The organism is Martelella lutilitoris, assembly GCF_005924265.1.
Classification (GTDB): Bacteria; Pseudomonadota; Alphaproteobacteria; order Rhizobiales; family Rhizobiaceae; genus Martelella; species Martelella lutilitoris.
This window is the reverse complement of record NZ_VCLB01000001.1, coordinates 423,961-438,169: the sequence shown is the minus strand read 5'-3', so window position 1 is coordinate 438,169 and position 14,209 is coordinate 423,961. Positions and strand designations below refer to the sequence as shown.

The following is a 14,209-nucleotide window of genomic DNA, read 5'->3' as shown; positions in this document are numbered from 1 at the left end:
GAACCCCCTTCCCTGGTGCGGAATCCGCCATCGACCCATTTTTGCCTTGATTGCGAACAATACTGAGAATCGAAAGAACAAGTCTTGAACGCCATAAACAGCATTTCCATATAGCTTCTGTCGGCAGATTTTATGCCGTAAAAAAGCGAGGAAAACTTGAGATGAACGAGACCGCATTGCTGCGTCCGGCGTGGACGCCACTTACGATTGCCCTGATGGTAATCGGCTTTGTCGTCTTCTGGCCGCTGGGCCTGGTCATGCTTGCCTACATCATCTGGGGCGACCGGCTGAACATGACGAAGGGCGATTGGAAACGCTCTGCCGAACGGGCCTTTGGCTCCTGCAAGCGCAACATGCGCAATGCGGACACCGCCATGCATTCGACCGGCAACGCTGCCTTCGATGAATGGCGCCGCAGCGAGATGGAGCGGATTGAGGCCGAGCGCCGCAAGCTCGACGAGATGCGCGCCGAATTCGACCGCTATACCGATGAACTGCGCCGGGCGCGCGACCGGGAGGAGTTCGACCGGTTCATGCGCGAGCGCGGTGGCAACTTCAATGCTTCCGGGTCAAACCCTGCGCCCGAAGCCTAGCGCATCGGCCCGAAAATCGGAATCGATTTTCGGAAAGAACGATGCGTAGACAAAATAGGTTAGAGCGTCCTTTGTGCGTCCGAATGGACGCACGGCGCTCTAAGAGAAAATGACCTCCGATATCTTCCGGCATCGCCCTTTCCCCCAGGGTGGTGCCGTTTTTTTGCGCCCGCTTCTGGCGCGCGGGCGGGAAAACCGCTACGCCTCAGCCAATGATCCTCAATGACGAGCCCTGACGTGGAAAAACGCGCCAAACCCACGACGATCGATCTCGGCGGCAGGGTGTTGCCGCTCAATCTGAAGACCAATGCGCGCGCCCGGCGGATGACGCTGAAGATCGAGCCCGGCGGCCATGCCGTCAGCCTCACGGTTCCGCCCGGCCTTGCCCGCCATGAGGTCGAGGGTTTCCTGCGCCGCCATCATGACTGGCTGCTGGAGCGGATGTCGCGGTTTGAAGGCCACGAGAGCCATATTGCCGATGGCGGAACGGTGAAAATCTTCGGCGTTCCCCATACGATCCGTCACAGCGGCAATCTGCGCGGCATCACCGAAGCCCGAAACGAGCCCGACGGCATGGTTCTGCGTGTCTCCGGCCCGGCCGAGAGCATTGGCCGCAGGGTCGCGGATTACCTGAAGAAGGAAGCGCGGCGCGAAATCACCGATCGGGTGAAGGCGCATGCGGCGGCCAGCGGCAAATCCTATGTCTCGATCTCCTTCAAGGACACCCGCTCGCGCTGGGGCTCCTGCTCGTCTGTCGGCAATCTCAATTTCTCCTGGCGCATCGCCATGGCGCCCTTGTTCGTCGTCGATTATCTCGCCGCCCATGAAGTGGCGCACCTCTCCGAGATGAATCATGGCCCGCGCTTCTGGGCGCTGTGCGAGAGGCTTTGCCCGCGAACGCCGGAAGCGCGCAAATGGCTGAAGAACGAAGGCTCCTTCCTGCACGCCGTGCGTTTCGATGCGCCCCTTGCCTGATCAAGCCTTCGCAGTTCACCCCTGTTTGTGATAGAAAAGCGTCATGAAAAGACCGGACATCAAGATCTGCGGGATCCGCACGAAGGAAACGCTTGACCATGTGATTGCACGCGGTGCCAGCCATGTGGGTTTCATCTTCTTCGAGAAGAGCCCGCGCCATGTGGAAGTCGATGTTGCTGCCGGCCTGATCGAGCATGTGCGCGGCCGGGCTAAGACGGTTGCCGTGAGCGTGAATGCCGATAATGAACTGCTCGAGGAAATCGTCTTCGGGGCAAAGCCCGACATGCTGCAGCTTCACGGGAAGGAAAGCCCCGACCGGGTGGTGACCGTCAAGGCGCTTTACGGGCTGCCGGTGATCAAGGCCTTCTCGATCCGCGCGCCGGAAGACCTTGCCTTTGCGCGCGACTACGAAGATGTCGCCGACCGTATCCTCTTCGACGCCAAGCCGCCTGAAAATGCCGCCCTTCCCGGCGGAAACGGCATTGCCTTTGATTGGCGCTTGCTTGAGGGCTACCAGGCGACTATCCCTTGGTTTCTGTCCGGCGGACTGAATGCGGAAAATGTGGGCGCGGCGCTTACCGACATCCACGCGCCGGGCCTTGACGTATCATCCGGTGTGGAAAGCGCGCCGGGCATAAAGGATCCGGCCCGGATCGATGCCTTTTTTGATGCCGTTGACGAGGCGCGGATGCGCCGGACGGCCTGATGGAGACTGACGTGAACGAGACGCCAAAACCAAACTCCTTCAAATCCGGCCCTGACGAAAGCGGCCTGTTCGGCATTTTCGGCGGACGTTTCGTCGCCGAAACGCTGATGCCGCTGATCCTCGACCTGCAGGCGGAATGGGAAAAGGCCAAGACCGATCCCGAATTCAAGGCGGAACTGACATCGCTCGGCAAGCACTATACCGGCCGTCCGAGCCCGCTTTATCATGCCGAGCGGCTCAGCGAGCATCTCGGCGGCGCCAAGATCTATTTCAAGCGCGAGGAGCTGAACCACACCGGCTCGCACAAGATCAACAACTGCCTCGGCCAGATCCTTCTGGCAAAGCGCATGGGCAAGACCCGCATCATCGCCGAGACCGGCGCCGGACAGCACGGCGTGGCATCGGCCACCGTCGCGGCCCGCTTCGGCCTGCCCTGCGTGGTCTATATGGGTGCGACCGATGTCGAGCGTCAGGCGCCCAACGTTTTCCGCATGAAGCTCCTCGGCGCCGAGGTCAAGCCGGTGACCGCCGGTCACGGCACGCTGAAGGACGCCATGAACGAGGCGCTGCGCGACTGGGTCACCAATGTCGACGACACCTATTACCTGATCGGCACGGCCGCAGGCCCGCATCCCTACCCGGAAATGGTGCGCGATTTCCAGGCGGTGATCGGCCAGGAAGCGCGCGAGCAGATCATGGAAGCCGAAGGCCGGTTGCCCGATCTGGTGATCGCGGCCGTTGGCGGCGGCTCCAACGCCATCGGCATCTTTCACCCCTTCCTCGATGATCCGGATGTGAAGATCGTCGGCGTGGAAGCCGGCGGTCGCGGGCTCGACGGCGAGGAACACTGCGCCTCGCTGACGGCAGGTGCGCCGGGCGTGCTCCACGGCAACCGCACCTATCTGCTGCAGGATGCGGACGGCCAGATCAAGGAAGGCCATTCGGTTTCCGCCGGGCTCGATTATCCGGGCATCGGGCCGGAGCATTCCTGGCTCAACGATATCGGCCGCGTCGATTATGTTCCGATCCTTGATAACGAGGCGCTGGAAGCCTTCCAACTGATGACCCGGCTCGAGGGCATCATTCCCGCACTCGAGGCCAGCCACGCGATTGCCGAAATCATCAAGCGCGCGCCGAAGATGGGCAAGGACGAGATCATCCTCGCCAATCTTTCCGGCCGCGGCGACAAGGACGTCCACACGGTCGGCAAGATTCTCGGCATGGAGATGTGAGGTCCATGACGACGGGTTCGCGCGCGGAAACCATTGAGGAAATGTCGGAACTGGCGGAGGCCCCTTTCGACATTATCGAGGAGGAGAATGCGGACGTGCCGGATATCCGCCACGCCGTGGTGGAAGCGCTCGCGCACCAGAATCTCTACAATATCGAGATGGCGGCCGCCCTCTCGGCTCTTTCTGAAGGCCGCAGGCCCGAAGCCGAACTGGACAGTCTCGTCTTGAACATGAAGGCGGTGCACAAATCGCTGGTCAAGGCGATCTCGGCCTGGAACGACGCCGACTGACGCCTGCCGACACTATCGCATCGAGGATGCCACGGAGCTAGACTATGACCGAACGCATGGAAAAACGCTTTGCAGCCCTGAAGGCCGAGGGCCGGCCGGCGCTGATCACCTATTTCATGGGTGGCGATCCCGATTTCGATACATCGCTTGAGATCATGAAGGCGCTGCCGAAGGCCGGCGCTGACGTGATCGAGCTCGGCATGCCCTTTTCCGACCCGATGGCCGATGGCCCGGCGATCCAGATGGCGGGTCTCAGGGCGCTGAGGGGCGGGCAGACGTTGGAAAAAACGCTGGAACTGGCGCGACAGTTCCGCAAGCAGGATGCCGAAACGCCGATCGTGATGATGGGCTATTACAACCCGATCTATATCTACGGCGTCGAGCGTTTCGTCGAAACCGCCCTTGAAGCCGGGATCGACGGCCTGATCATCGTCGACCTGCCGCCGGAAATGGACAATGAGCTGTGCATTCCGGCCCTTGCAAAAGGCCTCAACTTCATTCGCCTCGCCACCCCGACGACCGACGAGAAACGCCTTCCGACAGTTCTGCAGAACACGTCCGGTTTCGTCTATTACGTTTCGATGAACGGCATCACCGGTTCGGCGCTGCCCGATCCTTCAAAGGTTGGTGCTGCGGTTTCGCGCATCAAGGCGCATACCGATCTTCCCGTCTGCGTCGGCTTCGGCGTCAAGACGGCGGAACATGCCCGACTGATTGGTGCAGCAGCCGATGGCGTCGTGGTCGGTACGGCAGTCGTCAACCAGATCGCCGGGACGCTTGATGCCAACGGCAAGGGCGGCAAGGATACGGTTGATGCGGTTTCGACATTCGTGCGCGGGCTTTCAAGCGGTGTCCGCGACGCCCGGCTTGCGGCGGCAGAGTAAATCTGGCAAACCGCAGGCAATGCTATTCAGGAGGTTCATTTGGTGAACTGGATAACCAATTATGTGCGGCCGCGGATCAATTCCATGTTCGGCCGGCGCGAAGTTCCCGAGAATTTGTGGATCAAGTGCCCTGAAACCGGGGCCATGGTGTTTCACACCGATCTGGAAGAAAACAAGTGGGTGATCCCGTCTTCCGGCTATCATATGAAGATGCCGGCCAGGGCACGCCTTGCCGATCTGTTTGACAAGGGCCAGTATGAGGATCTGCCGCAGCCGAAGGTGGCGCAGGACCCACTGAAGTTCCGCGATTCCAAGAAATATGCCGACCGGCTGAAGGAAAACCGCGCCAAGACCGGTCAGGAAGACACGATCATCGCCGGCGTCGGCACGCTTGAAGGGTTGAAGCTCGTTGCCGTGGTGCAGGAGTTCAGGTTCATGGGTGGCTCGCTCGGAATGGCCGCCGGCGAGGCAATCATCCAGGCATTTGACCGTGCGCTGAAGGATCATTGCCCGCTGGTGATCTTCCCGGCTTCCGGCGGCGCGCGCATGCAGGAAGGCGTGCTGTCCTTGATGCAGATGCCGCGCGTGACCGTGATGATCGAGCTTATGCGCGAGGCGGGCCTTCCCTATATCGTCGTGCTCACCAATCCGACAACCGGCGGTGTTTCTGCGTCCTATGCCATGCTGGGTGATCTCCATATCGCCGAACCGGGCGCCGAGATCGGCTTTGCCGGACGCCGCGTGATCGAACAGACCATCCGCGAGCAGCTGCCCGACGGTTTCCAGACGGCGGAATATCTGCTGGACCACGGCATGGTCGACATGGTGGTCAAGCGCCACGACATTCCCGAGACGCTGGCGCGTCTGCTTAAGATCATGACCGGTGCGCCACCGACTGCATCGCCCATGCTAGAAGCGCCAAAGCACAAGGAAGCGATCGCCGACGAAACGCCGCACGAGACGCTCGACAAGGATCAGGCGCCGACCCCGCAGGGCTAAGACGCGCGCATATCGAGGAGGAGGCCACTCCGGTTTCCCCGGTAGGGCCCGCGCAGCAGGAGAAACGGCCCCGAGCTGAAATGTCGGGGCCGGTCGGTCTGCGCGAAACGACAGATGAAGCAGTGCGCAACTGATGAAAGCCTGGCGCACCGGAAATCGGACCAATCATGGACAACCATTCCTTCGGTGCCGCCGAGCGTGTGATCGATCACCTGATGCAGCTGCATCCCAAGGGTTTCGATCTTTCACTCGAGCGGATCAGGGTTCTTCTTGAAAAGCTCGGCAACCCGCATTTGGCCTTGCCGCCGGTGATCCATATTGCCGGAACCAATGGCAAGGGCTCGGCAAGCGCCTTTTGTCGCGCGCTGCTGGAAGCCGCCGGCCTTTCCGTCCATGTCCACTCCTCGCCGCATCTCGTGCGCTGGCACGAACGCTTCCGCATCGGCGGGCCCGGCGGCGCCAGCGGCTATGTCGACGACCAGCTGCTTGCAGAAACCCTGAAGCGCGTTGAAGCCGCGAACGCCGGCGCCACGGCAACCGTGTTCGAATTGCTGACCGCGGCAACTTTCGTGCTGTTCGCCGAAATTCCCGCTGACGTGGTTATCCTCGAAGTCGGCCTTGGCGGCCGTTTCGACGCGACTAACATCATCGACAAGCCGGCCGTCAGCGTCATCATGCCGATCTCGCTCGACCACCAGGCCTATCTGGGCGACCGGGTCGAATTGATCGCCGCCGAAAAGGCCGGCATCATGAAGCCGGGCGTGCCCGTGGTCATCGGCCAGCAGGACTATGAGGCCGCCGAGGAAGTGCTGATCGCAACCGCCGACCGGCTCGGCTGTCCGCTGCATCTCTATGGCCAGGATTACAGCGCGCATGAGGAACACGGACGGCTCGTCTACCAGGACGGCGACGGGTTGATGGACCTGCCGCTGCCCGCGCTTCCCGGCCGGCATCAATACGCCAACGCGGCCGCCGCGATCTCCGCGGTCAAGGCCGCCGGCTTTTCCATTGACGAGCAGGCGGCGGAAAGAGCGATGCGCAACGTCTTCTGGCCTGCGCGCCTGCAGCGCCTCCACGAAGGCGACCTGGTGACGGGAGCGCCCGACGGCAGCGAGATCTGGCTGGACGGCGGGCACAATCCCGGCGCCGGCGAGGTAATCGCCGAGGCGCTTGCCGGTTTCGAGGAGCGTGACCCGCGTCCGCTGTTTCTGATCATCGGCATGATCAACACCAAGGACCCGTTCGGCTTCTTCGAGCATTTCGCGGGGCTTGCGAATTATGTCTACTGCGCCCCGATCAAAGGTACGGAAGCCTTCATCGATCCCGTGGCGCTGGCCTCCTCGGCCGCCGATGCCGGATTGTCGGCCGAGCCGGTTTCCTCGATCGGGGAGGCGCTGGCGGCCATCTGCCTGCGCACGCGCGCCGACCAGCCGCCACCCAGGATCCTGATCGGCGGCTCGCTCTATTTCGCCGGCAACGCGCTGTTCGAAAACGGCACGCCGCCGCTTTGACACTCCGGATTCCGGACGCAAAAAAGGCCGCAGCGAACAGGAAATTCGCTGCGGCCTTTTTCACCGTATCATTGATCAGTAGCGGTAATGTTCCGGCTTGAACGGGCCTTCAGGCGTCACGCCGATATAGGCGGCCTGTTCCTCGGAGAGTACAGTCAGCTTGGCGCCGAGCTTGTCGAGATGAAGGCGCGCAACTTTCTCATCAAGATGCTTCGGCAGGACGTGGACGGTGTTTTCGTATTTGTCGCGGTTCTGGAAGATTTCCATCTGCGCCAGCACCTGGTTGGTGAACGATGCCGACATGACGAAGGAGGGGTGGCCCGTGGCATTACCGAGGTTCAGGAGGCGACCTTCGGAAAGCAGGATCAGCCGCTTGCCGTCGGGAAACGAAATCATGTCGACCTGCGGCTTGATGTTGGTCCACTTGTAATTGCGCAGCGAATTGACCTGAATTTCATTGTCGAAATGGCCGATATTGCCGACAATCGCCATGTCCTTCATCTCGCGCATATGTTCCAGGCGGATGATGTCCTTGTTGCCGGTGGTGGTGACGAAGATATCGGCGGTCGCAACGACGTCTTCCAGCAGCACGACCTCGAATCCGTCCATGGCGGCCTGAAGCGCGCAGATCGGATCGGCTTCCGTCACCTTGACGCGGGCGCCGGCGCCGGAAAGCGAGGCGGCAGAACCCTTGCCGACATCGCCGTAACCACAGACGACGGCGACCTTGCCGGCCATCATCACGTCGGTGGCGCGGCGGATGCCGTCAACCAGCGATTCCTTGCAGCCGTATTTGTTGTCGAATTTCGATTTGGTGACCGAGTCGTTGACATTGATCGCCGGGAAGGGGAGCTGGCCGGCGCGCGCAAGCTGGTAGAGCCGGTTGACGCCCGTCGTGGTTTCCTCGGTTACCCCCAGAAGCGCATCACGCTGTTTGGTGAAGAAGCCGGGCGTTTCGGCCATGCGCTTCTTGATTTGCGCGAACAGCACTTCCTCTTCTTCCGAGCCGGGCTTGGAGAGCACGTCCTCGCCGGCCTCGGCGCGCGCGCCGATCAGGATATACATGGTGGCATCGCCGCCATCGTCGAGGATCAGGTTCGACTGGCCGCCATCTGTCCACTGGAAGATCCGGTCCGTATAGGACCAGTATTCCTCAAGGCTCTCGCCCTTGATGGCGAAGACCGGCGTGCCGGTGGCGGCGATCGCGGCGGCGGCATGGTCCTGGGTGGAGAAGATGTTGCAGGAGGCCCAGCGGACATCGGCGCCGAGCGCCTTCAGCGTTTCGATCAGCACGCCGGTCTGGATCGTCATGTGCAGCGAGCCGGAAATCCGCGCGCCCTTCAGCGGCTGGCTTTCGCGGAACTCCTCGCGCGCGGCCATCAGGCCCGGCATTTCGGTTTCCGCGATATCCAGTTCCTTGCGGCCATAATCGGCCAGCGCGATATCGGCAACGATGAAATCTTCTGTGGCGCTCATTGATAACTCCCGAGGCAAAAGGATGGTGCAGCGTCCGGCCCGATCACGCAGGCAACGCGCATTCTTCAGTTTGCATCGTTAGTAACAGCCTCAGGGGAAACTGACAAGAAACACATAAAGATTTCTTTATGTGTTTCTTCCGGCTGGCTAACCTTATTGCTGTATTTCACCGCGTGTCGCTACGAAGCCGCCTAAAAGACGGGCGCTGGCCGCAGGACCAGCTCCCTCAATGGCATAGGTCCCTGCCATAGCTTTCGCCGCATCTCCATAGAAAGCGCCTTCGACAGAGGAGGCAGATTGATCGGCGAAGCTCGTACTAGCGGCGACAGGCCGGGTTACTGTTGTTGTGTAACCTGGAGGTCCGATATCAACTGTTTCAGAGTTCACGCCTGCAGCTAGAGCGATCGTGCCTGGGATCGACTTAAATTCCGAGCCATTGATTGCGCCATCGAACGAAACAGAATTCTTCCAACCGGATATTCTACCTTTCAAGGAGCTGTCGCCAAAATCCACATCGGCATAAAATCCTCCTCTATCGAGGTACATTGACGATATATCGGTAGTGGCAAAACCATCTATTGAGCCCGTGTAAGAAGCGGTTCCATTCTGGGGCATATTTTCAGTCAGTCCTTCGGTTGACCGATAGGCATAGTACCCCTCTAGCTCTGGATCATAAACAGCATCTATCACCGCCAGCAAAGGTTTGCCGTCTTCTGTTCGTATTGTCATAAATACCTCAGCACCATCAGAGGCCGTTCCAGCCTCTGGATAATACGTGAGCGTCTTCTCGATAGTATTCCCCCACCTTTTGAACTTAGCCGTTATAGTGTCGTCATCGTTAAGCGTGAACTGGGCTTCTGTGGTTCCCGAACTCATATTGTTTCCGGAGGGCACAGGAAAACTACCCGGGTCGATCGTCATGCTTTGGCCGGTTGCGTTGGGCGCGAAGTTATTAACGGGAGGATTGTCACCTTGCTCTGGCGGCGCACTACCGCCGCCAACCGGCCCTATGTCGATGCCCCCGCCACTGCTGCCACCGCCGCTGCAGCCTGCAAGCGCTGTCAGCGCCACCGCACCCGCCAGCTTGAGATAGGTTTTCGTCATGTCCCCGGCCCCCACCGTCACTGTTAACTACCCGTAAACCATGTGTCGCAACCAAGGCGGGCGTGGTCAAGCGAAAAGTGGCGGAAATGTGGTTGGTGGCTGACGAAACGCAAAAGAGGAAGGTTTCTTCACTTTCGCTCTCTCCACCTGCGCTCAAGTCCGAGCAAGCTGGTCCCGGCAGGCCTGCAATAGCCTGAGCCTTGCGTATTGGCGGTCATAATAGCCGGCAAGCGCCGGATCGGGATCGAGCCGGGTAGGAGCGGCCTGCATGGCCGCTGCCGCGGGCGTCAGGCCGGGGTAGAGGTTTGAGGCTGCGGCGGCGTTGATGGCGGAGCCCAGGAGCACGACATCCTCGGTTGGCGAGACATGCACGGGAAGACCGGTCACGTCGGCGTAAAGTCTTGAAAGGAGTGAGTTTCTCCGGTGCCCGCCAGCCAGGTGAAGCCGGGTTGCGGGAATGCCGTTTTCGCCGAGATGTTCGAGGATCTGCCTGAGCGACAGGGCAATGGCGATCGAGGCGCGCCAGTAGAGACGGCAGAGGCCATCGAAGGATTTGTCGAGCGTGAGGCCGGCGATCATCCCGGTCATGCTCGGATCGGCATAGGGCGAGCGGCTGCCGTGAAAATCCGGCAGGATGTCCAGCCCGTCGGCAAAGCCGGGGCCGTTCTCGGCAAGCATTTCCGTGATCCGGGCAATCACCTGTTGGTGTCGGCTTTCCGTGGCGGGTCCACCCTCTGTATGGATTTCGAGCAGATGGTTGAGTAAACCACCGGTTGCAGACTGGCCGGCCTCGAATGCCCATTGATCCTTCTGGATCGCGGCAAAATAAGGGCCCCAGAGGCTCGTCGCGAAGACCGGTTCGCCGCCCTGGCCGATAAGGCAACTCGAGGTCCCGCCAATCAGCGCGAATTCGCCCGAGGCCGCAGCCTTGTCGGCCGGAAGCGCGCCAAGGGCTCCGGCATAGGCATCGACCATGCCGGCCGCGACCACGACCTCGCGATCAAGCGCGAGCGCTTCCGCCGCCTGGCGCGTCAACCTGCCGACGGAGACGCCGGGCGGGCAGGGCGCATGCGCGGCGCCGACCTTTTCAAGAAGATCATCAAGGCCGAATTTTCCGAGAAGCGCGCGCGGCCAGGGATCCTCATCCTGAGCCCTGAAGAACCATTTTGTGGCAAGAGTGGAAACCGAACGCGCCGGATTGCCGGTGGCGCGATAGCTCAGATAGTCGGCGAGGTCGAAGAAGCCGCCCGCCCTTTGCCAGAGATCGGGGCGATTGCGTTTCAGCCACAAGAGCTTCGGCACCTGCATTTCCGGCGATATCGATCCGCCCGAATGCCGCACCGCCGGGTCATCGGTGGCGCTCAGCTCTTCCGCTTCAGCCTCGGCGCGGTGATCGAACCAGGCGAGTGTATCAAATACGCCCTCTTCGTCCTCGAAAAGCGGAAGCGCCGCGCCGTTGTTGCCGACGAGAACGAGTGAACATGTGGCGCCGAAGGCAAGCCCCGCGACCTGCTCGGGCCCGAGACTGCTCGCAAGCCGCGCGGCCCGCACGGCTGTTGCGGTTGTCTGCCAGATGTCGTCTGCGCTGTATTCTCCGCGCCGTGCGCCGGGGCGGTGAAGCCTGAGCGGCTCCACCCTGCGGGCGAGCATGATCCCGGTTTTATCGAAAACGCCTGCCCTGACGCTTGCCGTGCCGACATCGACCGCAATCACATGATCGCGCATCCTGCACGCTCCCCCACCTGTCAGTATTTTCGCACAAAGTGGACGAGATTATCCGTTTCGTCAAACCTTCCGACAGCGCAGGGTCGTACCCTGCCAAGCCGCGAGCGTGACAAGAAGGAGAGGTGCCGGGCGCTTCGGGCCCGTATCGGTTTCAGCCGGATGGCCTATGCCAGGTCGCCGGCAATATAGCGTCTCAGCGTTTCGGCGGTTCCGAGGGTCCTCAGGCTCTCAAGCGCTGTCGAAAAGCGCCTGCGGAAGGTTTCATTGTCGGCGATCGAACCAAAGATGGCGCGCTCCTGAAGGAAGATCATCGGATCCTGCCTGCTTGCAAGCGCCGCCTTGTGCAGGCGGTCCGCGCTTTCGTCGTTGAAGCGGATTTTGCGGCCGCTGTCGGAGGTGCCCTCGAAATAGCGGCACCACAGCGCCGAAACCAGGGCGAGGCCGACGACATCGAGGCCCTTCTCGAGGCGGGCGGCTGTGGAGGGCAGGATGAATTTCGGCTGGCGGTTCGAGCCGTCGAGCGCCAGCCGCTCGATCGTGTCGCCGATCTTCGGATTGGCGAAACGGCGGGCGATCAGTTCGTAATAACCGGTCAGGTCGGTATCGGGCACCGGCGGCACGATCGGGATGATCTCGTCCTTTTCGAGCTTTTCGAGAAAGGCGGCGATCAGTTCGTTTTCCATCGCCTCGTGGACGAAGTGAATGTCGAGCAGTTCGCCCGGATAGGCGATTGCCGCATGGCCGCCGTTCAAAATCCTGAGCTTCATCAGCTCATAGGGACTGACATCGTCGACAAAGGTGACGCCGACCTCTTCCAGCGCCGGGCGGCCAAGCGGGAAATCATCCTCCAGCACCCATTGCTTGAAGCCTTCGCAGAAGACCGGCCAGTTGTCTTCTATGCCATATTCCGCGCGCGTGATGTCGCGCTCGCGCTTGCCGGTGGCCGGCGTGATCCGGTCGACCATGCCATTGGGGAAGGCGACATTGTCTCGAATCCAGCCGGCAAAATCGGGATCGGAGAGTTCGGCGAGGCCGCTAACGGTTGCTTTCGTCACCGCGCCGTTGTGGGGGATATTGTCGCAGCACATCACGGTAAAGGGCGGAATATTTTCTGCGCGACGCTTCTTCAGGCCGGCGATGATCAGGCCGAAGGCGGTTTTCGGCGTATCCGGATTTTCGCCGTCAGCGACGATTGCCGGATGGGTGGGGTCGAATTTGCCGGTCGCCGGATCGATGAAATAGCCGCCTTCGGTCACCGTCAGCGAGACGATGCGGATTGCCGGGTCGGCGAGCTTTTCGACCATCTCTGCAAAGTCCGGCGGCGCGATCATGTCGATCATCGCCCCGGTGATCGTCGCCTCGCTGGCGTCGGCCTCCTGGTCTACCACCGTCGTGAGAAAATCCTGCGCGGCAAGAACCTCGCGCATTTTCGTGTCGGAAGGCATGACCCCGGCGCCGACGATTGCCCAGTCGAGGTCGCGGCCGGTGTTGAACAACTGGTGCAGATAGACCGCCTGGTGCGCCCGGTGGAAATTGCCGACGCCGAAATGGAAAATGCCGGCGGAAAGGCTGCCGCGGTCATAGGCGGGCACGGCCGCCTTGTCCGCGTGCTGATCAAGGCTTGCGAGGTTGAGGGACTTGGTCATTGGTTCTTTTCCGCTATTGGCATTTCGGTATTCGGTTGGGACGCGCGGCCGGCAGCTATTCAGCCGCCAGGCCGTTTGCGTCGAACCGGTAGAGCCGCTCCGGATCCGGCGAGATGAAGACGGTGTCGCCGTGACGGACCGGAAACTCGCCGTCGGTGCGGGTGGTGATATGGCCGAGCTCCGGTACGTCCACATGCAGGAAGGTGTCGGAGCCCAGATGTTCGGAGACCGCGACCTTGCCCTTCCATCTTCCGCTTTCGGTGGAAAGGGCGACATGTTCCGGCCTTATGCCGATCGTGTGGGCGCCGAATTCCTCTGCCGTCTTGCCCTCGATGAAATTCATCTTCGGCGAACCGATGAAGCCGGCGACGAAGAGGTTGGCTGGCTTGCGGTAGAGCTCCAGCGGCGAGCCGACCTGTTCGATATTGCCGGCGCGCAGGACCACGATCTTGTCGGCCATGGTCATGGCTTCGACCTGGTCGTGGGTCACATAGATCGATGTGGCGGCGAGCTGCTGGTGCAGTTCGGAGATTTCGAGCCGCATGTTGACGCGAAGCGCCGCGTCGAGGTTTGACAGCGGCTCGTCAAACAGGAAGCATTCCGGCGAGCGGACGATGGCCCGGCCGATGGCGACGCGCTGGCGCTGGCCGCCGGAAAGCGCGCGGGGCTTGCGCTCCAGATAGTCGGTGAGGTTGAGAATCTTCGCCGCCTCGTTCACCTTGCGGTCGATCTCGGCCTTGTCCATGTTCGCCATTTTCAGCGGGAAGCCGATATTGGAGCGCACGCTCATATGCGGATAAAGCGCGTATGACTGGAACACCATGGCCAGCCCGCGCTTTGCCGGCGGCTTGGCGGTCGCATCTTCGCCGTCAATCAGGATGCGGCCGCCGGAGACATCCTCCAGCCCCGCGATCAGGCGCAGAAGCGTGGATTTGCCGCAGCCCGAGGGGCCGACGAAGACGACAAACTCGCCGTCATTGATCTCGAGATCGATGCCGGGGATGACGGCATGTTCGCCAAAACGCTTGGAAACATTTTCAAGTCTGATGCTGCCCATTGGTCTTGTCC

13 protein-coding genes are annotated in these 14,209 nt (G+C 61.2%); 8 read left to right on the top strand and 5 right to left on the bottom strand.

Features of this window, described 5'->3' with window-relative positions; all coding sequences use genetic code 11:
• The first annotated feature begins 161 nt into the window (after positions 1 to 161).
• From FF124_RS02065 to FF124_RS02030, 8 genes are all read left to right on the top strand, one after another.
• Entirely contained in the window at positions 162 to 593 is a 432-nt protein-coding gene (locus FF124_RS02065; RefSeq protein WP_138746810.1) for a DUF2852 domain-containing protein, read from the top strand.
• 222 nt (positions 594 to 815) lie between these two features.
• Positions 816 to 1,568, top strand: coding sequence for a M48 family metallopeptidase (locus tag FF124_RS02060; protein WP_138746809.1), 753 nt, complete (start codon positions 816 to 818; stop codon positions 1,566 to 1,568).
• A 43-nt stretch (positions 1,569 to 1,611) separates the two neighbouring features.
• Positions 1,612 to 2,274: a phosphoribosylanthranilate isomerase gene (locus FF124_RS02055; RefSeq protein ID WP_138746808.1), complete on the top strand. Its 663-nt coding sequence runs from the start codon at positions 1,612 to 1,614 to the stop codon at positions 2,272 to 2,274.
• Positions 2,275 to 2,285: 11 nt separating this feature from the next.
• Positions 2,286 to 3,506 (top strand): tryptophan synthase subunit beta, encoded by a 1,221-nt coding sequence (gene trpB, locus FF124_RS02050; protein WP_138746807.1) that lies wholly within the window; start codon positions 2,286 to 2,288, stop codon positions 3,504 to 3,506.
• 5 nt (positions 3,507 to 3,511) lie between these two features.
• Positions 3,512 to 3,796 (top strand): hypothetical protein, encoded by a 285-nt coding sequence (locus FF124_RS02045; RefSeq protein ID WP_138746806.1) that lies wholly within the window; start codon positions 3,512 to 3,514, stop codon positions 3,794 to 3,796.
• A gap of 44 nt (positions 3,797 to 3,840) precedes the next feature.
• Entirely contained in the window at positions 3,841 to 4,680 is an 840-nt protein-coding gene (gene trpA / locus FF124_RS02040; protein ID WP_138746805.1) for a tryptophan synthase subunit alpha, read from the top strand.
• A gap of 42 nt (positions 4,681 to 4,722) precedes the next feature.
• Positions 4,723 to 5,679 (top strand): acetyl-CoA carboxylase, carboxyltransferase subunit beta, encoded by a 957-nt coding sequence (gene accD, locus FF124_RS02035; RefSeq protein WP_187326771.1) that lies wholly within the window; start codon positions 4,723 to 4,725, stop codon positions 5,677 to 5,679.
• Positions 5,680 to 5,846: 167 nt separating this feature from the next.
• Positions 5,847 to 7,190, top strand: a complete 1,344-nt coding sequence (locus tag FF124_RS02030; RefSeq protein WP_138746804.1) for a bifunctional folylpolyglutamate synthase/dihydrofolate synthase — start codon at positions 5,847 to 5,849, stop codon at positions 7,188 to 7,190.
• 75 nt (positions 7,191 to 7,265) lie between these two features.
• On the opposite strand, the gene ahcY is transcribed toward FF124_RS02030, so the two are convergent.
• The 5 genes from ahcY to FF124_RS02005 all read right to left on the bottom strand — a co-directional run bounded on the left by ahcY (position 7,266) and on the right by FF124_RS02005 (position 14,198).
• Positions 7,266 to 8,666, bottom strand: a complete 1,401-nt coding sequence (ahcY, locus tag FF124_RS02025; RefSeq protein WP_138746803.1) for an adenosylhomocysteinase — start codon at positions 8,664 to 8,666, stop codon at positions 7,266 to 7,268.
• Between the two features lie 153 nt (positions 8,667 to 8,819).
• A complete protein-coding gene (locus tag FF124_RS02020; RefSeq protein WP_138746802.1) occupies positions 8,820 to 9,770 on the bottom strand; it encodes a transferrin-binding protein-like solute binding protein in 951 nt (316 codons plus the stop codon).
• A 153-nt stretch (positions 9,771 to 9,923) separates the two neighbouring features.
• A complete protein-coding gene (locus tag FF124_RS02015; protein WP_138746801.1) occupies positions 9,924 to 11,495 on the bottom strand; it encodes an FGGY-family carbohydrate kinase in 1,572 nt (523 codons plus the stop codon).
• Between the two features lie 164 nt (positions 11,496 to 11,659).
• Positions 11,660 to 13,141, bottom strand: a complete 1,482-nt coding sequence (locus tag FF124_RS02010) for a mannitol dehydrogenase family protein (RefSeq protein ID WP_138746800.1) — start codon at positions 13,139 to 13,141, stop codon at positions 11,660 to 11,662.
• Positions 13,142 to 13,196: 55 nt separating this feature from the next.
• The gene (locus FF124_RS02005; protein WP_138746799.1) at positions 13,197 to 14,198 is read right to left on the bottom strand and encodes an ABC transporter ATP-binding protein; all 1,002 of its coding nucleotides are present in this window, start codon (positions 14,196 to 14,198) and stop codon (positions 13,197 to 13,199) included.
• Positions 14,199 to 14,209: the final 11 nt, after the last annotated feature.